The organism is Pseudomonas sp. TREG-RG-20F-10-E-6-01 (assembly GCF_022662455.1).
GTDB lineage: Bacteria > Pseudomonadota > Gammaproteobacteria > Pseudomonadales > Pseudomonadaceae > Aquipseudomonas.
In genome coordinates, this window is record NZ_JAKNQP010000011.1 from 118,751 (window position 1) to 143,844 (window position 25,094).

24 protein-coding genes are annotated in these 25,094 nt (G+C 57.8%); 21 read left to right on the plus strand and 3 right to left on the minus strand.

All coding sequences use genetic code 11. The annotated features are described in order from the left end of the window. The first annotated feature begins 583 nt into the window (after nucleotides 1-583). The 5 genes from rpmH to mnmE all read left to right on the plus strand — a co-directional run bounded on the left by rpmH (nucleotide 584) and on the right by mnmE (nucleotide 4,512). Complete coding sequence (gene rpmH, locus L8K08_RS24895) at nucleotides 584-718, plus strand: 50S ribosomal protein L34 (RefSeq protein ID WP_003213577.1); 135 nt, start codon at nucleotides 584-586, stop codon at nucleotides 716-718. A 16-nt stretch (nucleotides 719-734) separates the two neighbouring features. Further along, nucleotides 735-1,139: a ribonuclease P protein component gene (gene rnpA, locus L8K08_RS24900; protein WP_218570655.1), complete on the plus strand. Its 405-nt coding sequence runs from the start codon at nucleotides 735-737 to the stop codon at nucleotides 1,137-1,139. Further along, nucleotides 1,132-1,377: a membrane protein insertion efficiency factor YidD gene (gene yidD, locus L8K08_RS24905; protein ID WP_073636650.1), complete on the plus strand. Its 246-nt coding sequence runs from the start codon at nucleotides 1,132-1,134 to the stop codon at nucleotides 1,375-1,377. Before rnpA ends, yidD begins: the two co-directional genes overlap by 8 nt. A gap of 2 nt (nucleotides 1,378-1,379) precedes the next feature. Continuing rightward, entirely contained in the window at nucleotides 1,380-3,062 is a 1,683-nt protein-coding gene (yidC, locus tag L8K08_RS24910) for a membrane protein insertase YidC (protein WP_242200580.1), read from the plus strand. A gap of 79 nt (nucleotides 3,063-3,141) precedes the next feature. Then, nucleotides 3,142-4,512: a tRNA uridine-5-carboxymethylaminomethyl(34) synthesis GTPase MnmE gene (mnmE, locus tag L8K08_RS24915; RefSeq protein ID WP_106575971.1), complete on the plus strand. Its 1,371-nt coding sequence runs from the start codon at nucleotides 3,142-3,144 to the stop codon at nucleotides 4,510-4,512. Nucleotides 4,513-4,600: 88 nt separating this feature from the next. On the opposite strand, the gene L8K08_RS24920 is transcribed toward mnmE, so the two are convergent. The 3 genes from L8K08_RS24920 to L8K08_RS24930 all read right to left on the minus strand — a co-directional run bounded on the left by L8K08_RS24920 (nucleotide 4,601) and on the right by L8K08_RS24930 (nucleotide 8,579). Beyond that, nucleotides 4,601-7,039, minus strand: a complete 2,439-nt coding sequence (locus L8K08_RS24920) for a TonB-dependent siderophore receptor (RefSeq protein WP_242200581.1) — start codon at nucleotides 7,037-7,039, stop codon at nucleotides 4,601-4,603. Between the two features lie 92 nt (nucleotides 7,040-7,131). Continuing rightward, complete coding sequence (locus L8K08_RS24925) at nucleotides 7,132-8,076, minus strand: FecR domain-containing protein (protein WP_242200583.1); 945 nt, start codon at nucleotides 8,074-8,076, stop codon at nucleotides 7,132-7,134. Further along, nucleotides 8,076-8,579, minus strand: a complete 504-nt coding sequence (locus L8K08_RS24930) for a sigma-70 family RNA polymerase sigma factor (protein ID WP_145158409.1) — start codon at nucleotides 8,577-8,579, stop codon at nucleotides 8,076-8,078. The genes L8K08_RS24925 and L8K08_RS24930 overlap by 1 nt, the downstream gene beginning before the upstream one ends. Before the next feature lie 553 nt (nucleotides 8,580-9,132). On the opposite strand from L8K08_RS24930, the gene mnmG reads away from it, so the two are divergent. From mnmG to glmS, 16 genes are all read left to right on the plus strand, one after another. After that, complete coding sequence (gene mnmG / locus L8K08_RS24935) at nucleotides 9,133-11,025, plus strand: tRNA uridine-5-carboxymethylaminomethyl(34) synthesis enzyme MnmG (RefSeq protein ID WP_145158407.1); 1,893 nt, start codon at nucleotides 9,133-9,135, stop codon at nucleotides 11,023-11,025. Next, nucleotides 11,022-11,666: a 16S rRNA (guanine(527)-N(7))-methyltransferase RsmG gene (gene rsmG, locus L8K08_RS24940; protein ID WP_242200585.1), complete on the plus strand. Its 645-nt coding sequence runs from the start codon at nucleotides 11,022-11,024 to the stop codon at nucleotides 11,664-11,666. Before mnmG ends, rsmG begins: the two co-directional genes overlap by 4 nt. 18 nt (nucleotides 11,667-11,684) lie before the next feature. Next, the gene (locus tag L8K08_RS24945; protein ID WP_017477894.1) at nucleotides 11,685-12,482 is read left to right on the plus strand and encodes a ParA family protein; all 798 of its coding nucleotides are present in this window, start codon (nucleotides 11,685-11,687) and stop codon (nucleotides 12,480-12,482) included. Nucleotides 12,483-12,491: 9 nt separating this feature from the next. Beyond that, complete coding sequence (locus L8K08_RS24950) at nucleotides 12,492-13,364, plus strand: ParB/RepB/Spo0J family partition protein (RefSeq protein WP_145158403.1); 873 nt, start codon at nucleotides 12,492-12,494, stop codon at nucleotides 13,362-13,364. 148 nt (nucleotides 13,365-13,512) lie between these two features. After that, nucleotides 13,513-13,920 (plus strand): F0F1 ATP synthase subunit I, encoded by a 408-nt coding sequence (locus L8K08_RS24955; RefSeq protein ID WP_010565865.1) that lies wholly within the window; start codon nucleotides 13,513-13,515, stop codon nucleotides 13,918-13,920. Between the two features lie 16 nt (nucleotides 13,921-13,936). Beyond that, a complete protein-coding gene (gene atpB / locus L8K08_RS24960) occupies nucleotides 13,937-14,806 on the plus strand; it encodes a F0F1 ATP synthase subunit A (RefSeq protein ID WP_017848936.1) in 870 nt (289 codons plus the stop codon). A gap of 134 nt (nucleotides 14,807-14,940) precedes the next feature. Continuing rightward, on the plus strand, nucleotides 14,941-15,198 hold the full coding sequence (gene atpE, locus L8K08_RS24965; RefSeq protein WP_002555987.1) for a F0F1 ATP synthase subunit C: 258 nt from the start codon (nucleotides 14,941-14,943) through the stop codon (nucleotides 15,196-15,198). Nucleotides 15,199-15,256: 58 nt separating this feature from the next. Then, on the plus strand, nucleotides 15,257-15,727 hold the full coding sequence (locus L8K08_RS24970; RefSeq protein ID WP_016970692.1) for a F0F1 ATP synthase subunit B: 471 nt from the start codon (nucleotides 15,257-15,259) through the stop codon (nucleotides 15,725-15,727). Nucleotides 15,728-15,739: 12 nt separating this feature from the next. Further along, a complete protein-coding gene (locus L8K08_RS24975; protein WP_145158401.1) occupies nucleotides 15,740-16,276 on the plus strand; it encodes a F0F1 ATP synthase subunit delta in 537 nt (178 codons plus the stop codon). A 21-nt stretch (nucleotides 16,277-16,297) separates the two neighbouring features. After that, nucleotides 16,298-17,842: a F0F1 ATP synthase subunit alpha gene (atpA, locus tag L8K08_RS24980; protein ID WP_017135120.1), complete on the plus strand. Its 1,545-nt coding sequence runs from the start codon at nucleotides 16,298-16,300 to the stop codon at nucleotides 17,840-17,842. Between the two features lie 50 nt (nucleotides 17,843-17,892). Beyond that, the gene (gene atpG / locus L8K08_RS24985) at nucleotides 17,893-18,753 is read left to right on the plus strand and encodes a F0F1 ATP synthase subunit gamma (protein ID WP_003233565.1); all 861 of its coding nucleotides are present in this window, start codon (nucleotides 17,893-17,895) and stop codon (nucleotides 18,751-18,753) included. A 27-nt stretch (nucleotides 18,754-18,780) separates the two neighbouring features. Further along, nucleotides 18,781-20,157 carry a F0F1 ATP synthase subunit beta gene (gene atpD, locus L8K08_RS24990; RefSeq protein WP_017135118.1) on the plus strand — a complete coding sequence of 459 codons (1,377 nt, stop codon included), beginning with the start codon at nucleotides 18,781-18,783 and terminating at the stop codon, nucleotides 20,155-20,157. Nucleotides 20,158-20,201: 44 nt separating this feature from the next. Further along, on the plus strand, nucleotides 20,202-20,618 hold the full coding sequence (locus L8K08_RS24995) for a F0F1 ATP synthase subunit epsilon (RefSeq protein ID WP_003177061.1): 417 nt from the start codon (nucleotides 20,202-20,204) through the stop codon (nucleotides 20,616-20,618). A 123-nt stretch (nucleotides 20,619-20,741) separates the two neighbouring features. Then, entirely contained in the window at nucleotides 20,742-22,109 is a 1,368-nt protein-coding gene (gene glmU, locus L8K08_RS25000) for a bifunctional UDP-N-acetylglucosamine diphosphorylase/glucosamine-1-phosphate N-acetyltransferase GlmU (RefSeq protein WP_242200588.1), read from the plus strand. 149 nt (nucleotides 22,110-22,258) lie between these two features. Further along, the gene (locus L8K08_RS25005) at nucleotides 22,259-23,026 is read left to right on the plus strand and encodes a DeoR family transcriptional regulator (RefSeq protein ID WP_122716288.1); all 768 of its coding nucleotides are present in this window, start codon (nucleotides 22,259-22,261) and stop codon (nucleotides 23,024-23,026) included. Nucleotides 23,027-23,035: 9 nt separating this feature from the next. After that, a complete protein-coding gene (gene glmS / locus L8K08_RS25010) occupies nucleotides 23,036-24,868 on the plus strand; it encodes a glutamine--fructose-6-phosphate transaminase (isomerizing) (protein WP_242200590.1) in 1,833 nt (610 codons plus the stop codon). Nucleotides 24,869-25,094 lie beyond the last annotated feature (226 nt).

Consider the following 25,094-nt stretch of genomic DNA (forward strand, 5'->3'; position numbering starts at 1 on the left):
ATATCCCCTAAGTTGAAAGCCGGTGAGGCAAAAACAGCCGCCATTGTAGCGGCCAGCCGCCCACTTATCCACATGTAGGTTGCTCACAGGGCACCCAAAATCAATGCGTTAAGCGCAAAAAAGCCGACCAATGGTCTGTGCATAAGCTCTGTGGATAAGCGCCCCTAAGCTCGTTGTACAAGTGGGGTCGAAAGTCTGTGGGTAACTAGCCTGTGGATAACAACCCATTCCACGCACAGGTTATCCGACAGCGCAGCACAGGCAGAGCACCGTTTCTCCCCCTAGTTGTCATTCTCTGTACATCAGGTGGAATATGGGCTCAGAGCAGTTATCCACAGAGGATCGCCTCCCTAGCTTTTATAAGCTTTACAGAAAAGCTTTAAATAACTTCCTTCTTTATTTTTATATCTATGGCATTGCTCGTGAAAGGCGTGCGAGCTGAAAAGGCCCAATTGCCTGCAGAGATCTAATTAAAGGAAAAGCTGGTTGGAAATTGACCTAGAGGCTTGCTTTCTCTAGAATCGCCGGTCTCTTAAAACGGGGGCCATTCCGGCCCGTTGTGGACGAACCAGGTAACAACGCCATGAAACGTACTTTCCAACCAAGCACCATCAAACGCGCCCGTACTCACGGCTTCCGTGCTCGCATGGCCACCAAGAACGGCCGTGCTGTCCTGTCGCGTCGCCGCGCCAAAGGTCGTGCGCGTCTGGCAGTTTGATAATCCGGTACTGGTGGTGAGTCAGGACTTCAGTCGGGAAAAGCGTCTGCTAACCCCCCGGCATTTCAAGGCAGTCTTTGACTCCCCCACCGGCAAGGTTCCGGGGAAAAATCTCCTGCTCCTTGCGCGTAACAACGATCTGGATCACCCCCGCCTCGGGTTGGTGATCGGCAAGAAGAGCGTAAAGCTCTCCGTTGAGCGCAATCGCCTCAAGCGTCTGATGCGCGAATCGTTTCGCCTCCACCAGGAAACTCTGGTTGGTTGGGATATTGTTATCGTCGCGCGCAAAGGCTTGGGGGACGTAGAAAACCCCGAATTGATTCAGCATTTCGGCAAGCTCTGGAAACGTTTGGCGCGTACCCATAAGCCAGCACCAGCAGTCAGCACCGAAACTGTAGGGGTAGACAGCACCAATGCGTAAACTGGCCCTCGTTCCGATCCAGTTTTACCGTTATGCCATTAGTCCTCTGATGGCTGACCACTGTCGTTTCTACCCCAGTTGTTCCTGCTACGCGTTAGAGGCCATAGAAAATCATGGTCTTCTGCGCGGTGGCTGGCTGGCCTTTCGTCGTTTAGGCCGCTGTCATCCGTGGAATCCCGGTGGTTTTGACCCGGTTCCACCTATCCCTACCTCCCGTTCTTCTTCGATGGCCGAGTAATCATGGATATTAAACGCACGATCCTGATCGTCGCCCTGGCAATCGTGTCCTACGTCATGGTTCTTAAGTGGAACCAGGACTACGGCCAGGCTGCCCTGCCGACTCAGAATGTTGCTACCAATCAGGCTGCGCCGGCTATTCCGGACACCCCGTTGGGTAACAATGCGTCCGCGAGTGCCGATGTTCCCAGCGCGAATGGCGAGACAAGCGCCCCTCTAGAAACGCCAGTGGTCACCAACAAAGACCTCATCCACGTGAAAACGGATGTACTCGACCTGGCTATCGACCCACAAGGTGGTGATATCGCGCAGTTGAAACTGCCGCTGTATCCACGTCGCCAAGACCATCCGGATGTGCCGTTCCAACTGTTCGATAACGGTGGTGAACGCACTTATCTGGCACAAAGCGGCCTGACCGGCACTGACGGTCCGGATGCTCGTGCTACCGGTCGTCCGGTTTATTCGACCGAACAGAAGACTTATCAACTGGCTGATGGCCAGAACCAGTTGAACGTTGACCTGAAATTCAGTCAGGACGGCGTCAACTACATCAAGCGTTTCAGCTTTACCCGCGGTTTGTACGATCTGAAAGTCACCTATCTGATCGACAACGAAAGCGCCAAGCCATGGAGCGGCAACCTGTTTGCCCAGCTCAAGCGTGACAACAGCGCCGATCCTTCTTCCAGCACTGCCACCGGCACCGCGACTTACCTGGGCGCTGCCCTGTGGACAAGTAGCGAGCCGTACAAAAAAGTGTCGATGAAAGATATCGACAAGGGCGCGCTGAAAGAAACCGTACAAGGCGGCTGGGTTGCCTGGTTGCAACACTACTTCGTGACCGCATGGATCCCGAACAAGGGTGAAGCCAACCTGGTTCAAACCCGCAAAGACAGCCAAGGCAACTACATCATTGGTTTTACTGGCCCGGCGTTGACCGTCGCACCAGGCGCCAAGGCTGAAACCAGCGCCACGCTGTACGCCGGCCCGAAAAGCCAGGCTGTGCTGAAAGAGTTGTCCCCAGGTCTGGAACTGACTGTGGATTACGGCATTCTGTGGTTCATTGCCCAGCCAATCTTCTGGCTGCTGCAACATATCCACAGCATTGTGGGTAACTGGGGCTTCTCGATCATCTTGCTGACCATGCTGATCAAGGGGATCTTCTTCCCTCTGTCGGCCGCCAGCTACAAGTCGATGGCACGTATGCGTGCCGTGGCCCCGAAACTGGCCGCGCTGAAAGAGCAACATGGCGATGACCGGCAGAAAATGTCGCAAGCCATGATGGAGCTGTACAAGAAAGAGAAGATCAACCCGCTGGGTGGATGCTTGCCGATTCTGGTGCAGATGCCGGTATTCCTGTCGCTTTACTGGGTACTCCTGGAAAGCGTGGAAATGCGCCAGGCTCCGTTCATGCTGTGGATAACTGACCTGTCGATCAAAGACCCGTTCTTTATCCTGCCGATCATCATGGGCGCGACCATGTTCATCCAGCAGCGCTTGAACCCGACTCCGCCGGATCCGATGCAGGCCAAAGTGATGAAAATGATGCCAATCATCTTCACCTTCTTCTTCCTGTGGTTCCCTGCTGGTCTGGTGCTGTACTGGGTCGTCAACAACTGCCTGTCGATCTCTCAACAGTGGTACATCACACGTAAAATCGAAGCGGCTACCAAAAAAGCTGCGGCGTAATTTACTCTGTGGATAACCACTCAAGACGCCCCCTAGTGGGGCGTTTTGCTTTCCGTCACTTTTGTTCTGGAACCTGCTGATGAGCGCTCCTCGTGAAACCATCGCTGCTGTCGCTACCGCTCAAGGTCGCGGCGGCGTCGGTATCGTTCGAATTTCCGGGCCGCTCGCCGGTTATGCGGCCCAGGCCATCAGCGGCCGCGAGTTGAAACCGCGCTACGCCCACTACGGCCCCTTTCTGGACGCCGATGCGACCGTGCTGGATGAAGGCCTGGCGCTGTATTTTCCCGGGCCCAACTCGTTCACCGGCGAAGACGTGCTTGAATTGCAAGGGCACGGCGGTCCAGTCGTGCTGGATATGCTGCTGCAGCGCTGCCTGCAATTGGGTTGCCGCCTGGCGCGTCCGGGGGAGTTCAGCGAGCGGGCTTTTCTCAATGACAAACTCGATCTGGCCCAGGCCGAAGCCATTGCCGACTTGATCGAGGCGAGTTCTGCACAGGCCGCGCGCAATGCATTGCGTTCGTTGCAGGGTGCATTTTCGTTGCGTGTGCATAACCTGACCGAGCAATTGATCAGCTTGCGCATCTACGTCGAGGCAGCGATTGATTTTCCGGAGGAGGAAATCGACTTCCTCGCCGATGGGCACGTCTTGGCCATGCTCGACAAAGTGCGCGATGAGTTATCCACAGTGCTGCGCGAAGCCGGGCAGGGGGCTCTACTGCGCGATGGCATGACCGTGGTGATCGCGGGGCGGCCGAATGCCGGCAAGTCGAGTCTGCTCAATGCCCTGGCAGGTCGCGAGGCGGCCATCGTTACCGAGATCGCCGGCACCACCCGGGATATCTTGCGCGAACATATCCACATCGACGGTATGCCGCTGCACGTGGTCGACACTGCAGGTCTGCGCGATACCGACGACCAGGTCGAAAAGATTGGCGTAGAGCGCGCACTCAAGGCCATCGGCGAAGCGGACCGCGTGTTGCTGGTGGTGGACGCCACCGCGCCAGAGGCTGTGGATCCTTTTGCCTTGTGGCCGGAATTTCTCGAGCAACGGCCGGACCCGGCCAAGGTCACCTTGATTCGCAACAAGGCCGACCTGACCGGCGAAGCTATTGCCATGGAAACCAGCGAGGATGGCCATGTCACTATCAGCCTGAGTGCGAAGTCGGCCGGCGATGGCCTGGAGCTGCTGCGCGACCACCTCAAAGCCTGCATGGGCTATGAGCAAACCTCGGAAAGCAGCTTCAGTGCACGTCGCAGGCACCTGGAGGCGCTGCGCCACGCCAGCGCGGCGCTGGAGCATGGTCGGGCGCAACTGACCTTGGCGGGGGCAGGGGAGCTGCTGGCTGAGGATTTACGTCAGGCACAGCAGCTGCTGGGCGAGATCACCGGAGCATTCAGCTCGGATGATTTGCTGGGACGGATTTTTTCCAGCTTCTGCATCGGCAAATAGCCCAGTTATCCACATATTCTGTGGGAGCCGGCTTGCCGGCAACAACGCCCTGAAGAACGCCTGAGTTCTTCAGGGCTACTGTGTGCCTTTACCAGTTATAGGAAACCGTCCCAAGCAGGGTCCGACTGTCGCCCCAGTAGCAGCGACCTGCATCGTTGCAACCGGATACATATTCCTTGTCGAACAGATTCTTCGCGTTCAGATCCACCGACCAGTGTTTGTCGAGCTGATAACCGATCGCCGCATCCACCAATGTCACGCTTCCGGCATCCAATTTCCCGTACAGCGTCGGCGCGGTGTAGGAGAAAGTGCTATCGAAGTAGCGCACTCCGCCACCCAGGGAGAAGCCCTTGAGCTGGCCATCCAGAAAGCGGTACTTGCCCCACACCGACGCCTGGTTACGTGGCACCCCGGTCATCTGATGCCCTTCGACCAGTGAAGTGGCGGAATCCTTGGTAATTCTTGCATCGGTATAGGTGTAGGCCGCGGTGACATTCAAGTTCGGCGTAAGGTTGCTGTTGATTTCCACCTCCGCCCCTTTGGCGCGGCTTTCGCCCACTTGGCGATAGCTGTTGGTGGTGGCATCAAGGTAGGTGTCATCCTGTTTGCGCAGGTCATACACCGACAGCGTCATGGCGGTGTCCCAGCCAATCGGCTCGTACTTCACACCCACTTCGTACTGGCTGCTGGTGATCGGCTTTAACGGTGAACCCGCGTTGGAAATCTGCTGCACCGGGACGAAGGCGGTGGAGTAGCTGACATACGGCGTCACGCCGTTGTCGAACTGGTACATCACTCCGCCCTGGTACGTGAACTTCTTGTCTTCGGAGCCTGTGTTGCTGGCCTTGTTCACCTTGTCGCGAAAATCACTCTCGACCCAATCCTGGCGACCGCCGAGCAGGAACAGCCAGTGGTCGTATTTGCTTTGGACCTGTGCATAAACGCCTTTCATCTGCTGTTCGAGCAGGGTGTTCTGTACCGCGATCGGGGTGAGCGGGTCGCGCAGGTACACCGGGTTATACACATTGATGGTGCCGGCGAAGCCCGCATCCCAGTCCTGATTGAACGAGGTGCGGTCGTAGCTGGCGCCAACCAGCAGGGTGTTTTCCAGGTCACCGACCTGGAATTTGCCTTCGAGCTGGTTATCCAGGGAATACACCATCGACTTGTTGTAGCGGTCGTAGGCGGTCATGTTCAACTGGGTGCCGAAGCCGCGATTGTTCAGCGCGCCGGGCCAGGTTTCATGGCGGTTGATGCGCGACTGCATGTAGCGCGAGTTCTGGCGGAACTGCCAATCGTCATTGAAGCTGTGGCTGAACTCGTAACCGGCGCTCCAGTCTTCGCGCTCGAACGTGTTCCAGTCCGGGTCGCCGAGCATGGTGTGTTTGGACAGCTTGCCGTTGGGGTTTTTGAGTAAAGTGCCGGCCGCAGGCAGGCCCAGTTCCAGATTGGTGTGGTCCTTCTGGTAGTTGGTCAGCAGCGTCAGGGTGTTGTAGTCATCAATGTTCAGGGTCAGGGAGGGCGCGATGTACAGGCGATCATCGGGCACGTGGTCGGTCTGGGTGTCGGATTTTCGACCGAGCATGACCACGCGGCCCAGGACGTTGCCACTGTCATTGAGTGGCCCCGAGATATCCACACCCAGCTGGCGCCGATTGTTGGAGCCGTAACCCAATTGCACTTCGCCCTGAGGCGTGGCGGTGGGGTGTTTGCTGACCAGGTTGACCAACCCGCCCGGCGCGTTTTCCCCATAGAGCAGAGAAGAAGGGCCGCGGAAAATCTCTACGCGCTCCAGGCCATAGGGTTCACTGGTGGTGTCATACCGATTGCCCTGCACACGAAGGCCATCGCGCAGCAGGCCGTAGCCATAATCCGTGGCGTTAAAACCACGAATGAAAAACAGGTCGCCCGCGAGGCTATCACCGGCAGCAAACGGTGGCGCGAAGATCCCCGGTACGTAACCCAGCACCTCCGTCAGCGTCTGCGACTTCTGGTCCTTGATGCGTTGGCCTGTGACCACCGATACCGAGCGCGGGGTTTCCGACAGCGCGGTGCTGGTTTTGGTACCGACGCGGCTGTTTTGCGCCTTGTAGCCAACATCACCGGCAATGTCCTGATTGAAACCGGCCTGTTGATAAGTGCTGACGGTGGTCGGGGCGAGCGTCAATGGCCCATCTTGCGAAGCCTGAAGTACATAGCTTCCGGGCGCCTGTGTTACGGCTTGCAACCCCGAGTTTTGCAGCAATAGCGCAAAGCCTTGATCCACCGAATAGTCACCTTCCAGCCCCGGCGTATTCAAGCGCGCGGTCTGCTGGGGTGAGAAGGACAAGATCACGTTGGCCTTGGCGGCAAATTGGCTCAACGCTGCGTCAAGGGGCCCGGCGGCAATGGTGTAGTGCTGCGCAGCACTGGCTGCCAGGGCGCTTGTGGACAAAAAGACACCGGCGGTGGCGGCCGTGGACAGCAGTAAACCGTAGGTCATGCCGTGGTAAGAGAGTTGCTGGCGGAGTTTGGCGGGAAGGCGCATAGGTGGATAAGCCCTGAAGGTAGCGTCGTGATTACCCGTAGGGCCGGGCCAGCTAAAAAAAAGATAACCCCCCTGTGGATTATTTTTTTCGCTCAACCCACGCGTGTCACCGAAACCCAATAGCGAGTGAAATATTTCACCTGGATCGGCAGAGTAGCTTGCAGGTTAGCCAGTACTGCATCGGTGGAGTCGAGGCGGAACGTGCCGGAAACCCGCAGAGGCGCCGAGGCCGGATCGCACTGCAGAACACCTGAGCGATAGCGTGCCAGGTCCTCGATCAGATCCCCAAGTCGCGCATCCAGGACGATCACTTGGCCATCGACCCAAGCCGCCTGGGTCCGGCGATAGGCGTGGTTGGGGCCGACATTTTCCCGGTCGAAGTCAGCGCTTTCACCGGCAGCCAGTAGCCGAGTGCGATCGGGTTGGTCTGCAGGTGAGATACTCACTCGGTCTTCCAGCACCCCCACTCGCGTCGAATCCGCCAGTTGGCGCACGGTAAATCTCGTTCCCAATGCCTGAACTCGGCCCTGGCGGGTTTCAACATAAAAGGGCGTCTGCCCACCCAGTTTTCCGGTGTGGATAAGCACTTCACCTTCGCGCAGGCGGATCAAACGCTGACGCCCATCAAACACCACATCAATGGCGGTGCTGGTGTTGAGGTCTATTCGAGTGCCATCGGCCAGTTCGATCCTTCGCCGTTCGCCGACGCGTGTGCGGTAGTCCGCCCACACATTGCCCAGGGAAGGCGCGTGTTGAACATTCCAGCCCAGGTAGCCGGTGCCGCCCAGCACCAGCATCCACTTGAGCACCTGCCGCCGTTGCTGCGTGGCCGATAAGGCGCGACGGGTGAAATCCTGAGGCAGGGCACCCAGGCTGCGTTGCAATTGCTCCATCTGGTTCCACGCTGTCAGGTGTGCCGGGTCGTCATTGAGCCATTGTTGCCAGGCATAGTGCTCAGCCGGCGTTGGAGGCTGTGACTGAAACTGCACATACCAAGTGGCAGCGGCTTCGAAGACCTTTCGATCCGGGACAACCATTACAGGCTGGCCATGATCAGTGAACACTCGGTAAGCGCGCGGATCATGTGTTTCTTCACGGTGGTCAGGGACACCTGCAACTTATCGGCGATCTGTTGATAAGTCAGGCCTTCGATCTGCGACAGCATGAAAATTCGCCGGGCCCGATCGCCCAGGTCAGCCAGGGCCTTATCCACAGCTACCAGCGTTTCAATGATGATGGCCTTGTCTTCTTCACTGATGGCGACAGCTTCAGGGCGCTCAGCCAACGACTGTTGATACGCGCGTTCAATCGCATGCCGGCGATAACGATCAATGACCAAGCCCCTGGCAATGGTTGCCAGGTAGTCCCTGGGTTCGAGGATCTGCGCCGCATCGCGCCCGCCCAAGATACGCACGAAAGTATCGTGTGCCACATCGGCTGCATCGCAAGCGTTGTGCAATTTACCTTTGAGCCATCCCTGCAGCCACGAATGGTGATGCTCATAGATGTGCTGGACTGCAGCCGTGTGTGAAGGAGGCATAGGGCGCGTTAAGGCAGGTTAATGATAATCGCTATTATTAACTGCGCCGTCGACTTCTCACAATAGCTCTCTTTTTGCAGCATTCCTTACTGCGTTCAAAAAACGCGGTGGCTTCGTCGTGGGTGAAATACACGATATCTGTGGATTAAGCCCTGTGAATAACCGCCCCTGTGCCCAGTTGATAACAGGGCTTGAAACCTGAGTAAAAACCCCCTTGTGGATAACCACCTGTTTAATCCACAGGCTTAAAGCACTTATCCAACGGCCTCATTGGCACATGACCACAGACTTTTGAATCGCTGTACACAACGTAAATAGAGGCCTGTAGAGATCTATCCACAGAAAGTAGGCTCAGTAGAAATAAACATAAAAACAAAGATCTTATAAACTTCTCTCTTTTAATTTCTATTGTCTGTGATTCATCCACAGCTGGTTAAATTTTGTGCAAAGGGTTCTTTAGGAAGGGCTAAGTCCCTATACTTGCCGCCAAAGCTCTAAAACTCTTTCAACAATCAATTCCTGATTACCTACATAAGCAGGCACGAGGTGCGTGGTGGATTTCCCTTCCCGTTTTGAAGTGATCGTCATCGGCGGCGGTCATGCCGGTACCGAGGCAGCACTGGCATCAGCACGCATGGGCGTAAAAACCCTGTTGCTGACGCACAACGTGGAAACCCTCGGTGCCATGAGTTGCAACCCCGCCATTGGTGGGATCGGCAAAAGCCATCTGGTCAAGGAAATCGATGCCCTTGGCGGTGTGATGGCCATGGCTACCGACAAAGGTGGCATTCAATTTCGCGTGCTCAACAGCCGCAAAGGCCCAGCCGTTAGGGCTACCCGGGCACAAGCTGACCGCATCCTCTACAAGGCCGCGGTGCGTGAAACCCTGGAAAACCAGCCGAACCTGTGGATATTTCAGCAAGCAGCGGATGACCTGATCGTCGAACAAGACCAGGTACGCGGTGTTGTCACCCAAATGGGCCTGCGTTTCTTCGCAGAATCCGTGGTGCTGACCACCGGTACCTTCCTCGGCGGACTTATCCACATTGGCATGCAGAATTATTCGGGCGGCCGCGCCGGTGATCCGCCGTCGATTGCCCTGGCAAAACGCCTGCGTGAATTGCCGTTGCGTGTCGGCCGCTTGAAAACCGGGACCCCGCCGCGTATCGACGGGCGTTCTGTGGATTTCTCGGTGATGACCGAACAAGCCGGCGATACGCCAATCCCGGTGATGTCGTTCATGGGCTCCAAAGAACAGCACCCGAAACAGGTCAGCTGCTGGATTACCCACACCAACGCCCGCACCCACGAAATCATTGCCGCGAACCTCGACCGTTCGCCGATGTATTCCGGTGTGATCGAAGGCATTGGCCCGCGTTATTGCCCATCGATTGAAGACAAGATTCACCGCTTTGCCGACAAGGAGAGCCACCAGGTCTTCATCGAGCCCGAAGGCTTGACCACCCACGAGCTGTACCCGAACGGGATTTCCACATCTTTGCCGTTCGACGTGCAAATCCAGATCGTGCAATCGATTCGCGGCATGGAAAACGCGCACATCGTGCGTCCGGGCTACGCCATCGAGTACGACTACTTCGACCCGCGTGACCTGAAATACAGCCTCGAAACCAAAGTGATCGGCGGCCTGTTCTTCGCCGGGCAAATCAACGGCACCACCGGTTACGAAGAAGCCGGCGCCCAAGGTTTGCTGGCCGGAACCAACGCGGCACTGCGCGCACAAGGCAAAGACAGCTGGTGCCCGCGCCGCGATGAGGCGTACATCGGTGTATTGGTCGATGACCTGATTACTCTCGGGACTCAGGAACCGTACCGGATGTTTACGTCCCGGGCCGAATACCGCCTGATCCTGCGCGAAGACAACGCCGACCTGCGCCTGACCGAAAAAGGCCGCGAGCTGGGCTTGGTCGATGACGCACGCTGGGCCGCCTTCTGCAAAAAACGCGAAAGCATCACGCTGGAAGAGCAGCGCCTGAAAAGTACCTGGGTTCGCCCCGGCACCGAGCAAGGCGACGCGATTGCCGAAAAATTCGGCACGCCGCTGACCCACGAATACAACTTGCTGAACCTGCTGTCCCGCCCGGAAATCGACTACGCTGGCCTGGTTGAAGTGACCGGTCACGGTGCCGAAGACCCACAAGTCGCCGAGCAGGTTGAGATCAAGACCAAATACGCCGGTTACATTGACCGCCAGCAGGACGAGATCGCCCGCTTGCGCGCCAGTGAAGACACCAAGCTGCCTGTGGACATCGACTACACCGGGATTTCCGGGCTGTCGAAAGAAATCCAAAGCAAGCTGGGGATAACTCGGCCGGAAACACTCGGCCAGGCTTCACGTATTCCTGGGGTCACGCCGGCAGCTATTTCGCTGTTGATGATTCATTTGAAAAAACGCGGCGCGGGCCGTCAGTTGGAGCAAAGCGCTTGAGTTCGTTGGTCACCTCGCAACACGCCGAAGAGTTATCCACAGGTGCACGCCAGTTGGGCGTGGACCTGACCTATGCACAGCACGAATTGCTGCTGGGCTATCTGGCCCTGTTGATCAAATGGAACAAGGCTTACAACCTGACAGCAGTGCGCGACCCGGACGAAATGGTCTCGCGCCACCTGCTCGACAGCCTCAGCGTGATGCCGTTTATCGAAAACGGCCTTTGGTTGGACGTTGGCAGCGGCGGCGGCATGCCTGGCATTCCGCTGGCCATCCTGTTTCCAGAGTCGCAAGTGACGTGTCTGGACAGCAATGGCAAGAAAACCCGCTTCCTGACCCAGGTCAAACTCGAACTCAAGCTGGATAACCTGAATGTTATCCACAGTCGCGTCGAAGCCTTCGTGCCTGAACAGCCTTTCAACGGGATTGTTTCCCGGGCATTCAGCAGCATGGAGAACTTCAGCAACTGGACCCGCCACTTAGGCGACCGCGACACCCGTTGGCTGGCAATGAAGGGCGTTCATCCAAGCGACGAGCTGTTAGCATTGCCAGCAGACTTCCACCTCGATAGCGAACACGCCTTGGCCGTACCCGGTTGCCAAGGCCAACGCCATCTGCTGATACTGCGCCGCACGGCATGATTGGGAACACAAGCAAGAATGGCTAAGGTATTCGCGATAGCGAACCAGAAAGGTGGCGTGGGCAAAACCACCACCTGCATCAACCTCGCAGCATCCCTGGTCGCTACCAAGCGCCGGGTGCTGTTGATCGATCTCGATCCACAGGGCAACGCCACCATGGGCAGCGGTGTGGATAAACACGGCCTGGAAAACTCGGTCTACGACTTGCTGATTGGCGAGTGCGACCTGGCCCAGGCCATGCACTATTCCGAGCACGGTGGTTATCAACTGCTGCCGGCCAACCGCGATTTGACCGCGGCCGAAGTGGTGCTGCTGGAAATGCAGATGAAAGAAAGCCGTCTGCGCAGCGCCCTGGCGCCGATCCGCGAGAATTACGACTACATTTTGATCGACTGCCCGCCGTCGCTGTCGATGCTGACGTTGAACGCATTGGTGGCAGCCGATGGGGTGATTATCCCCATGCAGTGCGAGTACTTCGCGCTCGAAGGCTTGAGCGACCTTGTGGATAACATCAAGCGTATCGCCGAGTTGCTCAACCCGAACCTGCAAATCGAAGGCCTGCTGCGGACCATGTACGATCCGCGCCTGAGCCTGATGAACGATGTGTCGGCGCAGCTCAAGGAACACTTCGGCGATCAGTTGTACGACACCGTGATTCCACGCAACATCCGCCTGGCCGAAGCGCCAAGCTATGGCATGCCCGCGCTGGCGTACGACAAATCATCCCGTGGCGCGATTGCCTACCTGGCACTGGCCGGCGAGATGGTTCGCCGTCAACGCCGCAACTCACGCACCGCTGCAGCCCAGCCAACTTAAGGAATCCCCATGGCCGTCAAGAAACGAGGTCTCGGACGTGGACTGGATGCACTGCTGAGTGGTCCGACTGTCACTTCGCTTGAAGAACAAGCCGTGCAGGCCGACGAGCGCGAGCTGCAGCACCTGCCGCTGGACCTGATCCAGCGCGGCAAATACCAGCCGCGCCGGGACATGGATCCCCAGGCGCTGGAGGAACTGGCCAATTCGATCAAAGCCCAAGGCGTGATGCAGCCGATCGTGGTGCGCCCGATTGGCGGCGGTCGCTTTGAAATCATCGCGGGTGAACGCCGCTGGCGCGCCAGCCAACAGGCGGGCAAGGAGACCATCCCGGCGATGGTGCGCGATGTGCCGGACGAAACTGCGATCGCCATGGCGTTGATCGAGAACATCCAGCGTGAAGACCTCAATCCCATCGAGGAAGCAATCGCGCTGCAGCGCTTGCAGCAGGAATTCAAACTGACGCAGCAGGAAGTCGCGGATGCGGTGGGCAAGTCCCGCGTGACCGTGTCCAACCTGTTGCGCCTGATCGCGCTGCCGGAAGTCATCAAGACCATGCTGTCCCACGGCGACCTGGAAATGGGTCATGCCCGTGCTTTGCTCGGTTTACCGGAAAATCAACAGGTTGAAGGGGCGCGACACGTTGTCGCACGCGGCCTCACCGTTCGTCAGACTGAGGCGTTGGTTCGCCAGTGGCTCAGCGGTAAACCTGCACCGGTCGAAACGGCCAAACCTGATCCGGATATTGCGCGCCTCGAGCAGCGCCTGGCCGAGCGGCTGGGCTCTGCGGTGCAAATCCGCCACGGCAAGAAAGGCAAAGGACAATTGGTCATCGGGTATAACTCACTCGATGAGCTTCAGGGCGTCCTTGCCCACATCCGCTGAAACATTTGCTTATGTAGCGCGCGATCGGAAAACACTACCCGACAGTTGAATAGGGGCTGAACCGCCCCTATACTCTGCGCGCATTTTGTCGGCACAAATTATGCCAAGTTATTGATTCTCGGCAGCCGACCATTGAGGAGCAAGAGTGATGGAAACCCGCACGCCAAACACGTTGCCGTTCCATCGCTTGGCCGTTTTCCCGGTTTTATTGGCTCAATTTGTCATTTTACTGATCGCCGCATTGGCGCTTTGGTATTGGCATGGAGTCGTAGCCGGATATTCAGGACTCTGCGGAGGCCTGATAGCCTTGCTGCCCAATATGTATTTTGCTCACAGGGCCTTTCGGTTTTCCGGCGCCCGAGCAGCCCAGGCTATCGTCCGGTCTTTTTATGCCGGCGAAGCAGGGAAACTGATTTTGACGGCAGTGCTGTTTGCACTGACCTTTGCAGGTGTGAAGCCATTGGCGCCGCTGGCTGTATTCGGCGTCTTCGTGTTGACCCAACTGGTCAGCTGGTTCGCTCCCCTGCTAATGAAAACAAGACTTTCGAAACCTTAGGGCGTTTGAGGCAACCATGGCAGAAACAACCGCTTCGGGCTATATCCAGCACCACTTGCAGAACCTGACCTTCGGTCAGCTTCCCAACGGCGGCTGGGGCTTCGCCCACACCGCAGCAGAAGCCAAAGAAATGGGCTTCTGGGCATTCCACCTGGATACTCTGGGTTGGTCTGTCGCATTGGGTCTGATCTTCGTCCTGATTTTCCGCATGGCGGCAAAGAAGGCGACTTCCGGTCAGCCGGGTGCTTTGCAGAACTTCGTTGAAGTATTGGTCGAATTCGTCGATGGCAGCGTGAAAGACAGCTTCCATGGCCGTAGCCCGGTGATTGCACCGCTGGCACTGACCATCTTCGTCTGGGTGTTCCTGATGAACGCCGTCGACCTGATTCCGGTCGACTGGATTCCTCAGCTGGCCATCCTGATCACCGGCGATCACCACATTCCATTCCGTGCGGTTTCCACCACGGACCCTAACGCCACCCTGGGCATGGCCCTGTCGGTGTTTGCGTTGATCATTTTCTACAGCATCAAGGTCAAGGGCATCGGCGGCTTCATCGGCGAACTGACCCTGCACCCGTTCGGCAGCAAGAACATCTTTGTTCAAGCCCTGCTGATCCCGGTGAACTTCCTGCTGGAGTTCGTAACGCTGGTCGCCAAGCCGATTTCCCTGGCTCTGCGACTGTTCGGCAACATGTATGCCGGCGAGCTGGTGTTCATTCTGATCGCTGTGATGTTCGGCAGTGGTCTGCTCTGGCTTAGCGGCCTGGGCGTAGTTCTGCAGTGGGCGTGGGCTGTGTTCCACATCCTGATCATTACCCTGCAGGCCTTCATCTTCATGATGCTGACCATCGTCTACCTGTCGATGGCGCACGAAGAGAACCATTAAGACCAGTCTCGACTAGTCTGATGTCCTTCCCGGTAACACGGGAAGGTGGGCCCTACCGGGCTATGAAACGATTTGTTTTACCGCTTTAAAATCTAAAAAACCTAAACCATACGACGTAAAAGTCGGGAGGAAAGATGGAAACTGTAGTTGGTCTAACCGCTATCGCTGTTGCACTGTTGATCGGCCTGGGCGCCCTGGGTACTGCCATTGGTTTCGGCCTGCTGGGCGGCAAATTCCTGGAAGGCGCAGCGCGTCAGCCAGAAATGGTTCCAATGCTGCAAGTTAAAATGTTCATCGTCGCCGGCCTGCTCGACGCCGTGACCATGATCGGCGTTGGTATCGCTCTGTTCTTCACCTTCGCGAACCCTTTCGTTGGTCAACTCGCTGGCTAATCACTCGAATTTTTCGAGTTGATTGGGGTGATGGACAACGAATGAGCGAGGTGTTGGCGTGAACATTAATGCAACCCTGATTGGCCAATCCGTTGCGTTCTTCATTTTTGTAGTGTTTTGCATGAAGTTCGTGTGGCCTCCGGTCATCGCGGCTTTGCACGAACGTCAGAAGAAGATCGCAGACGGCTTGGACGCTGCCACCCGTGCAGCTCGCGACCTGGAGTTGGCCCAAGAGAAAGCGGGTCATCAACTGCGCGAAGCTAAAGCACAGGCAGCTGAAATCATTGAGCAAGCCAAGAAGCGCGGTAACCAGATCGTCGAAGAGGCTGTTGATAAAGCCCGCGTCGAAGCTGACCGTGTGAAGGCTTCGGCTCATGCCGAGATCGAACAGGAACTGAACGGCGTCAAAGACGCGCTGCGTGCCCAACTGGGTGCTCTGGCGGTCGGCGGTGCTGAGAAGATCCTCGGTGCCACAATCGATCAAAACGCGCACGCGGAGCTGGTTAACAAACTGGCTGCTGAAATTTAAGCGAGGGCGATCATGGCAGAACTGACCACGTTGGCCCGACCTTACGCTAAGGCAGCCTTCGAGCACGCCCAGGCCCACCAGCAGCTGGCCTCTTGGTCAGCCATGCTCGGCCTGGCTGCAGCAGTGTCGCAAGACGACACCATGCAGCGCGTGCTCAAGGCCCCGCGCCTGACGAGCGCAGACAAGGCCGCCACTTTTATTGAAGTGTGCGGCGACAAGTTTGATGTGAAAGTGCAGAACTTCATTCACGTCGTTGCCGAAAACGACCGTCTCTCGCTATTGCCGGAGATCGCCGCTCTGTTCGACCTGTACAAGGCCGAAGAAGAGAAGTCGGTAGACGTTGAAGTGACCAGTGCTTTTGCATTGAACCAAGAACAGCAAGACAAACTCGCCAAGGTTCTCAGTGCACGACTCAATCGGGAAGTGCGCCTGCAAGCTTCGGAGGACGCATCCCTGATTGGGGGTGTTGTTATCCGTGCCGGCGACCTGGTTATCGATGGCTCGATTCGCGGCAAAATCGCGAAACTTGCCGAAGCATTGAAATCTTGAGTTTGAAGGGGCAGCAGAGCAATGCAGCAACTCAATCCTTCCGAAATAAGTGAAATTATCAAGGGCCGCATCGACAAGCTCGATGTGACCTCCCAAGCCCGTAACGAAGGCACTGTCGTCAGCGTATCTGACGGCATCGTGCGGATTCACGGTCTGGCCGACGTAATGTACGGCGAGATGATCGAGTTTCCGGGCGGCGTCTACGGTATGGCCCTCAACCTGGAGCAAGACTCCGTAGGTGCCGTTGTATTGGGCGCGTACACCAGTCTGGCTGAAGGCATGAGCGCCAAGTGCACAGGCCGCATCCTGGAAGTTCCGGTTGGTAAGGAACTGCTGGGTCGCGTAGTCGACGCACTGGGTAACCCTGTTGACGGTAAAGGTCCACTGGGCAACACCGAGACCGACGCGGTCGAGAAAGTTGCTCCAGGCGTGATCTGGCGTAAGTCGGTAGACCAGCCTGTACAGACTGGCTACAAGGCTGTCGATGCCATGATTCCGGTCGGCCGTGGCCAGCGTGAGCTGATCATCGGTGACCGTCAGATCGGTAAAACCGCTCTGGCGATCGACGCGATCATCAACCAGAAAGACAGCGGCATTTTCTGCGTCTACGTAGCCATTGGTCAGAAGCAATCGACCATCGCCAACGTGGTTCGCAAGCTGGAAGAAAACGGCGCCCTGGCCAACACGATCATCGTGGCTGCCAGTGCTTCGGAATCTCCTGCGCTGCAATTCCTGGCACCGTACTCCGGTTGCACCATGGGTGAATTCTTCCGCGACCGCGGTGAAGACGCGCTGATCGTTTATGACGATCTGTCCAAGCAAGCAGTGGCTTACCGCCAGATTTCCCTGCTGCTGCGCCGTCCACCAGGCCGTGAAGCTTACCCAGGCGACGTGTTCTATCTCCACTCCCGTCTGCTGGAGCGCGCATCCCGCGTATCCGAAGAGTACGTAGAGAAGTTCACCAACGGCGCAGTGACCGGCAAAACCGGTTCCCTGACCGCACTGCCGATCATCGAAACCCAGGCTGGCGACGTTTCCGCGTTCGTTCCGACCAACGTGATTTCCATCACCGACGGTCAGATCTTCCTGGAATCGGCCATGTTCAACTCCGGGATCCGTCCTGCTGTGAACGCCGGTGTTTCGGTATCCCGTGTGGGTGGTGCCGCTCAGACCAAGATCATCAAGAAGCTCTCCGGTGGTATCCGTACCGCTCTGGCTCAGTACCGTGAACTGGCGGCATTCGCCCAGTTCGCTTCTGACCTGGACGAAGCCACCCGTAAGCAACTTGAGCATGGTCAGCGCGTTACCGAGCTGATGAAGCAGAAGCAATACGCCCCAATGTCGATCGCTGACATGGCGTTGTCGCTGTATGCCGCTGAGCGTGGGTTCCTGACTGACGTCGAAATCACCAAGGTCGGCAGCTTTGAACAAGCGCTGATTGCTTACTTCAACCGCGATCACGCCGACTTGTTGGCCAAGATCAACGTGAAGGGTGACTTCAATGACGAAATCGACGCTGGCATGAAAGCCGGTATCGAGAAGTTCAAGGCCACCCAAACCTGGTAAGCCGCAGCGGGAGCCGCAAGGCTCCCGCTTGCTAACCTGATAGGTGTTACATGGCAGGCGCAAAAGAGATTCGCAGTAAGATTGCGAGCATCAAAAGCACGCAAAAGATTACCAGCGCCATGGAAAAAGTGGCGGTCAGCAAAATGCGCAAGGCACAAATGCGCATGGCTGCTAGCCGTCCTTATGCGGAACGTATCCGCCAGGTAATTGGGCATTTGGCCAACGCCAACCCGGAATACCGCCACCCGTTCATGATCGACCGCGCCGTTAAGCGTGTGGGTTATGTGGTAGTGAGCAGTGACCGTGGTTTGTGCGGTGGTCTGAATACCAACCTGTTCAAGGCCCTGGTCAAGGACATGGCGGTAAACCGCGAAAACGGCGTCGAGATCGATCTGTGTGTTGTTGGTAGCAAGGGTGCGGCCTTTTTCCGTAACTTCGGCGGTAACGTCGTTGCAGCTATCAGCCACCTGGGTGAAGAGCCGTCGATCAATGATTTGATCGGCAGTGTGAAGGTGATGCTGGATGCGTACCTGGAAGGCCGGATTGACCGCCTGTCCGTGGTATCCAACAAGTTCATCAACACCATGACCCAGCAGCCAACCGTGGAGCAATTGATTCCACTGGTGGCGACTCCGGATCAGGAACTCAAGCACCACTGGGACTACCTCTACGAACCAGACGCCAAAGAGCTGCTTGACGGCTTGATGGTGCGCTACGTGGAGTCGCAGGTGTACCAGGCGGTGGTCGAGAACAACGCAGCTGAACAAGCGGCGCGGATGATCGCGATGAAAAACGCTACCGATAACGCCGGTGATCTGATCAGCGATTTGCAGCTGATCTACAACAAGGCGCGTCAGGCTGCGATCACCCAAGAGATCTCGGAAATCGTCGGCGGCGCTGCCGCGGTTTAACGGTTCAAATATTCAGAGGATCCAGCTATGAGTAGCGGACGTATCGTTCAAATCATCGGCGCCGTTATCGACGTGGAATTTCCACGCGACAGCGTACCGAGCATCTACAACGCGCTGAAAGTACAAGGCGCGGAAACTACTCTGGAAGTTCAGCAGCAGCTGGGCGACGGCGTAGTTCGTACCATTGCGATGGGTTCCACCGAAGGCTTGAAGCGCGGTCTGGACGTTGTCGACACTGGCGCAGCCATCTCCGTACCGGTCGGTAAAGCGACCCTGGGCCGGATCATGGACGTACTGGGCAACCCGATTGACGAAGCTGGCCCGATCGACACCGAAGAGCGCTGGGGCATTCACCGTCCAGCACCTTCGTTCGCCGAACAAGCTGGCGGCAACGATCTGCTGGAAACCGGCATCAAGGTTATCGACCTGGTTTGCCCGTTCGCCAAAGGCGGTAAAGTCGGTCTGTTCGGTGGTGCCGGTGTAGGCAAAACCGTAAACATGATGGAACTGATCCGTAACATCGCCATCGAGCACAGCGGTTATTCCGTGTTCGCCGGTGTGGGTGAGCGTACTCGTGAGGGTAACGACTTCTACCACGAGATGAAGGACTCCAACGTTCTGGACAAAGTGGCACTGGTTTACGGTCAGATGAACGAGCCGCCGGGAAACCGTCTGCGCGTAGCACTGACTGGCCTGACCATGGCCGAGAAGTTCCGTGACGAAGGTAACGACGTTCTGCTGTTCGTCGACAACATCTACCGTTACACCTTGGCCGGTACTGAAGTATCCGCACTGCTGGGCCGTATGCCTTCGGCAGTAGGCTACCAGCCGACCCTGGCTGAAGAGATGGGCGTTCTGCAAGAACGTATCACTTCGACCAAAGAAGGTTCGATCACCTCGATCCAAGCGGTATACGTACCTGCGGATGACTTGACTGACCCGTCGCCTGCGACCACTTTCGCCCACTTGGACGCCACCGTCGTTCTGTCCCGTGACATCGCTTCCCTGGGTATCTACCCAGCGGTCGATCCACTCGACTCGACTTCGCGCCAGCTGGACCCGAACGTGATCGGCCAGGAGCACTACGACACCGCTCGCGGCGTTCAGTACGTGCTGCAGCGTTACAAAGAACTGAAGGACATCATTGCGATCCTGGGTATGGACGAGCTGTCGGAAGCCGATAAGCAGTTGGTAAACCGTGCTCGTAAGATCCAGCGCTTCTTGTCGCAGCCGTTCTTCGTGGCTGAAGTCTTCACCGGTGCTTCGGGTAAATACGTTTCCCTGAAAGACACCATTGCTGGCTTCAAAGGCATCCTCAACGGTGACTACGACCACCTGCCAGAACAAGCGTTCTACATGGTCGGCGGCATCGAAGAAGCGATCGAGAAAGCCAAGAAACTGTAATCCCGGCGCCCGGCAACGGGCGCTCATCAGGTTGAGGCAATCAGATGGCTATGACAGTCCATTGCGATATCGTCAGCGCGGAAGGGGAAATCTTCTCCGGTCTGGTAGAAATGGTGATTGCACACGGCGAACTCGGTGACCTGGGTATTGCCATGGGCCACGCGCCGTTGATCACCAGCTTGAAGCCAGGTCCGATCACGCTGACCAAGCAAGGCGGGGAAAAGGAGGTGTTTTACATCTCTGGTGGTTTCCTCGAGGTTCAGCCGAACATGGTCAAGGTACTTGCCGACACCGTGCAACGTGCTGGCGACCTGGATGAAGCCTCCGCTCAGGAAGCCGTCAAGGCTGCCGAGAAGGCCCTGAACGAAAAGGGCGCGGACTTCGACTACAGCGCTGCTGCTGTACGTCTGGCCGAGGCTGCAGCCCAGCTGCGCACGCTCCAGCAGATCCGCAAGAAGTAAGCGGCCCAGCCGTCATGCTTCATGTGCGATTGATTAAAAAGGGTAGCCTCGGCTACCCTTTTTCTTTTTTAGCAAAACACTTCTCTGGTCTGAAGCCGGACCGCCCAGGATTGGTAGCCATTCATGTCTCTTGAAATCGTCATCCTCGCCGCAGGCCAAGGCACTCGCATGCGTTCGGCCCTGCCCAAGGTGCTGCACCCGGTCGCGGGTAATTCCATGCTCGGCCATGTTATCCACAGCGCCCGGCAACTGGACCCCCAGCGGATTCACGTAGTGATCGGCCACGGCGCCGACGTGGTGCGTGAACGCCTGGCGGCGGATGACCTGAATTTCGTGTTGCAGGACAAACAGCTGGGCACCGGCCACGCCACCGCGCAGGCCGTGCCGTTCATCAGCGCCGACACAGTGCTGATCCTCTACGGCGACGTGCCGTTGATCGAAGTGGAAACCCTGCAACGCCTGCTCAAGCACGTAGTGCCCGGCCAAATGGGTCTGCTCACCGTTGAATTGGATGACCCCACCGGTTACGGCCGCATCGTGCGCAATGCCGACGGCAAGGTTGCGGCCATCGTCGAGCACAAAGACGCCAGCGAAGCCCAGCGCGCCATCACTGAAGGCAACACTGGGATTCTCGCGGTGCCGGCCAATAAGCTTGCTGACTGGATGAGCCGCCTGTCCAACAACAACGCCCAGGGCGAGTACTACCTCACTGACGTGATCGAAATGGCCGTGAGTGATGGCCTGCTGGTCGCCACCGAGCAGCCCCACGACCCCATGGAAGTGCAGGGCGCCAACGACCGCAAGCAGCTTGCTGAGCTGGAGCGTCATTACCAGCTGCGCGAAGGCCGCCGTCTCATGGCCCAGGGCGTGACCCTGCGCGATCCGGCGCGCTTCGACGTACGCGGTGAAGTCAGCGTCGGCCGCGACGTGCTGATCGACATCAACGTGATCCTCGAAGGTCGCGTGATCATCGAAGACGACGTAGTGATCGGCCCGAACTGCGTGATCAAGGACAGCACCCTGCGCAAAGGCGTGGTGATCAAAGCCAACAGCCATATCGACGGTGCGGTGATGGGCGAGGGCAGCGATGCTGGCCCATTCGCGCGTTTGCGTCCGGGCAGCGTATTGGGGGCCAGGGCGCATGTGGGTAACTTTGTCGAACTGAAGAACGCGCGCATGGGCGACGACGCGAAGGCCGGCCACCTGGCTTATTTGGGCGATGCGGTGATTGGTGCTCGCAGCAACATCGGTGCGGGTGCGATCACGTGCAACTACGACGGTGCGAACAAGTATCAGACGACGATTGGCGAGGACGTATTCATCGGCTCGAATAACTCGCTGATTGCCCCCGTGACTATCGGCGACGGATCCAACACTGCTGCGGGCTCAACCATCAACCAGGATGTGGATAAGTCTCAACTGGCCGTAGCCCGCGCCCGCCAGCGCAACATCGACGGCTGGAAACGCCCGGTCAAAATCAAAAAGACCTGAGTTATCCACAATCAATGTGGGAGGGGGCACGCCCCCTCCCACATTTGCGGTGTGGTGGGCTTAAAAATTTTGTTCGCGCTGCTTGACGATCTTTCGCCAATAGGTTTTGATTGCCTTCGTTATCTTTCGAAACGAAACTTATCATCACCATGTCGAAACGAAATACTCCCCAACGACGCCACAACATCCTGACCTTGCTCAATGAACAGGGCGAGGTCAGCGTGGACGAATTGGCCAAGCGTTTCGAAACGTCGGAAGTCACCATCCGCAAGGACTTGGCCGCGCTGGAAAGCAATGGCCTGTTGCTGCGCCGCTACGGTGGCGCCATCACCATGCCTCAGGAACTGGTGGGCGACGCCGCCCAGCCCATCTCGGTTTACAAGCGCGCCATCGCACGTGCGGCCGTGATGCGCTTGCGTGAACACGCGCGCATCATCATCGACAGCGGCAGCACCACCGCCGCCATGATCCCCGAGCTGGGCCATCAGCCCGGCCTGGTGGTGATGACCAATTCCCTGCACGTGGCCAGCGCCTTGAGCGAGCTTGAACACGAACCGGTGCTGCTCATGACCGGCGGCACCTGGGACCCGCATTCGGACTCGTTCCAGGGCCAGGTGGCCGAGCAAGTGCTGCGCTCCTACGACTTTGATCAACTGTTCATCGGCGCCGACGGCATCGATCTGCAGCGCGGTACCACCACCTTCAACGAACTGCTGGGCCTGAGCCGCGTGATGGCCGAGGTCGCCCGTGAAGTGGTGGTGATGGTCGAGTCCGACAAGATCGGCCGCAAGATTCCCAACCTGGAATTGCCCTGGAGCAGCGTCCATACCCTTATTACCGATGATCGCCTGCCGCTTGAGGCCCGCGACCAGATCCAAGCCCGCGGCATTACGCTGATATGCGCGGCAATCATCTAGGAGAAAACCATGTGTGGAATTGTAGGCGCAGTCGCTGAACGCAACGTCACCGCCATCCTGCTTGAAGGCCTCAAGCGTCTGGAATACCGCGGCTACGACAGCGCCGGTGTGGCGGTCTTCACCAATGCCGGCAAGCTGGAGCGCATGCGCCGCCCGGGCAAGGTCAGTGAGCTGGAGCAAGCCCTGCTCGGCGAGCCGCTGGTTGGCCGTCTGGGCATTGCCCACACCCGTTGGGCCACCCACGGTGCGCCATGCGAACGCAATGCCCACCCGCACTTCTCCGGTGACCTGGCGGTGGTGCACAACGGCATCATCGAGAACCACGAAGTGCTGCGCGAGCAGCTCAAAGGCCTGGGCTACGTGTTCACCTCGGACACCGACACCGAAGTCATCGCCCACCTGCTGAACCACAAGCTCAAGGACCTCGGCGACCTGACCGTCGCCCTTAAGGCCACTGTTAAAGAGCTGCACGGCGCCTACGGCCTGGCCGTGGTCAGCGCCAGCCAGCCAGACCGCGTGGTTGCCGCGCGCAGTGGCAGCCCATTGGTGATCGGCCTGGGCCTGGGCGAAAACTTCCTCGCCTCCGACCAGCTGGCGCTGCGCCAGGTGACTGACCGTTTCATGTACCTGGAAGAAGGCGATATCGCCGACATCCGTCGCGAAAGCGTGGCGATCTGGGACGTCAACGGCAACTCCGTCGAACGCGAAGCCGTGCAATACCGCGACGGCGCCGAAGCCGCTGACAAAGGCGAATTCCGCCATTTCATGCTCAAGGAAATCCACGAGCAACCGTCCGTGGTGCAACGCACCCTGGAAGGCCGCCTGAGCCAGCACCAAGTGCTGGTCAACGCCTTCGGCCCACAAGCCGCCGAGCTGTTCGCCAAAGTGCGCAATGTGCAGATCGTCGCCTGCGGCACCAGCTACCACGCCGGCATGGTTGCGCGTTACTGGCTTGAAGAACTGGCCGGCATCCCTTGCCAGGTCGAAGTCGCCAGCGAGTTCCGCTACCGCAAGGTGGTGGTGCAACCCGACACCCTGTTCGTGACCATCTCCCAGTCCGGCGAAACCGCCGACACCCTGGCGGCCCTGCGCAACGCCAAAGAGCTGGGCTTCCTCGCCAGCCTGGCGATCTGCAACGTCAGCATCAGCTCCCTGGTGCGCGAATCCGACCTGACCCTGCTGACCCAGGCCGGTCGCGAAATCGGCGTGGCTTCCACCAAAGCCTTCACCACCCAGCTGGTTGGCTTGTTGCTGCTCACCCTGTCCCTGGGCCAGGTCCGCGGCACCCTCGCCGAAGGCGTCGAAGCCACGCTGGTCGAAGAACTGCGCCGCCTGCCAACCCGCCTCGGCGAAGCCCTGGCCATGGACAGCACCGTGGAAAAAGTCGCCGAACTGTTCGCCGACAAAAACCATACCCTGTTCCTCGGCCGTGGCGCGCAATACCCGGTGGCGATGGAAGGCTCGCTGAAACTCAAGGAAATCTCCTACATCCACGCCGAAGCCTACCCAGCCGGTGAGCTGAAACACGGCCCACTGGCCTTGGTGGATGACGATATGCCAGTGGTCACCGTCGCGCCGAACAACGAACTGCTGGAAAAGCTCAAATCCAACCTGCAGGAAGTGCGCGCCCGTGGCGGCCAACTGATCGTGTTCGCCGACGAAAAAGCCGGCATGACCAACGCCGAAGGCACCCACGTCATCAACATGCCGCACATCCACGACACCCTGTCACCGATCCTCTACACCATCCCGCTGCAGTTGCTGTCCTACTACGTTGCCGTGCTCAAGGGCACCGACGTGGACCAGCCGCGTAACCTGGCGAAGTCGGTGACGGTGGAGTAATACGTTGGACTCGTAAGGCATCACTGGATTTAGAGAATTAAAACTGTCGCTAGCTAATTAAAACTGTCGCAGCACAGGGGAGCGCTCTTTGGCTCCCTTGATGTCGCGACAGGATTCTCCCGCCCGGTTCCTAAATTGGCACCAATGCACCGGCGTTTCCGATGCTCTTGCAAATACGACCTGATGAGTCACTTACTTCCTTTGTAATGCGAAACCTCCTTATCAA

Excerpts from the sequence above, each read along its gene's own strand:
- rpmH (WP_003213577.1), top strand. The coding sequence starts at position 584 with ATGAAACGTACTTTCCAACCAAGCACCATCAAACGCGCCCGTACTCAC.
- yidD (WP_073636650.1), top strand. The coding sequence starts at position 1,132 with ATGCGTAAACTGGCCCTCGTTCCGATCCAGTTTTACCGTTATGCCATT.
- yidC (WP_242200580.1), top strand. The coding sequence starts at position 1,380 with ATGGATATTAAACGCACGATCCTGATCGTCGCCCTGGCAATCGTGTCC.
- mnmE (WP_106575971.1), top strand. The coding sequence starts at position 3,142 with ATGAGCGCTCCTCGTGAAACCATCGCTGCTGTCGCTACCGCTCAAGGT.
- L8K08_RS24920 (WP_242200581.1), bottom strand. The coding sequence starts at position 7,039 with ATGCGCCTTCCCGCCAAACTCCGCCAGCAACTCTCTTACCACGGCATG.
- L8K08_RS24925 (WP_242200583.1), bottom strand. The coding sequence starts at position 8,076 with ATGGTTGTCCCGGATCGAAAGGTCTTCGAAGCCGCTGCCACTTGGTAT.
- L8K08_RS24930 (WP_145158409.1), bottom strand. The coding sequence starts at position 8,579 with ATGCCTCCTTCACACACGGCTGCAGTCCAGCACATCTATGAGCATCAC.
- L8K08_RS24945 (WP_017477894.1), top strand. The coding sequence starts at position 11,685 with ATGGCTAAGGTATTCGCGATAGCGAACCAGAAAGGTGGCGTGGGCAAA.
- L8K08_RS24950 (WP_145158403.1), top strand. The coding sequence starts at position 12,492 with ATGGCCGTCAAGAAACGAGGTCTCGGACGTGGACTGGATGCACTGCTG.
- L8K08_RS24955 (WP_010565865.1), top strand. The coding sequence starts at position 13,513 with ATGGAAACCCGCACGCCAAACACGTTGCCGTTCCATCGCTTGGCCGTT.
- atpB (WP_017848936.1), top strand. The coding sequence starts at position 13,937 with ATGGCAGAAACAACCGCTTCGGGCTATATCCAGCACCACTTGCAGAAC.
- atpE (WP_002555987.1), top strand. The coding sequence starts at position 14,941 with ATGGAAACTGTAGTTGGTCTAACCGCTATCGCTGTTGCACTGTTGATC.
- L8K08_RS24975 (WP_145158401.1), top strand. The coding sequence starts at position 15,740 with ATGGCAGAACTGACCACGTTGGCCCGACCTTACGCTAAGGCAGCCTTC.
- atpA (WP_017135120.1), top strand. The coding sequence starts at position 16,298 with ATGCAGCAACTCAATCCTTCCGAAATAAGTGAAATTATCAAGGGCCGC.
- atpG (WP_003233565.1), top strand. The coding sequence starts at position 17,893 with ATGGCAGGCGCAAAAGAGATTCGCAGTAAGATTGCGAGCATCAAAAGC.
- atpD (WP_017135118.1), top strand. The coding sequence starts at position 18,781 with ATGAGTAGCGGACGTATCGTTCAAATCATCGGCGCCGTTATCGACGTG.
- L8K08_RS24995 (WP_003177061.1), top strand. The coding sequence starts at position 20,202 with ATGGCTATGACAGTCCATTGCGATATCGTCAGCGCGGAAGGGGAAATC.
- glmU (WP_242200588.1), top strand. The coding sequence starts at position 20,742 with ATGTCTCTTGAAATCGTCATCCTCGCCGCAGGCCAAGGCACTCGCATG.
- L8K08_RS25005 (WP_122716288.1), top strand. The coding sequence starts at position 22,259 with ATGTCGAAACGAAATACTCCCCAACGACGCCACAACATCCTGACCTTG.
- glmS (WP_242200590.1), top strand. The coding sequence starts at position 23,036 with ATGTGTGGAATTGTAGGCGCAGTCGCTGAACGCAACGTCACCGCCATC.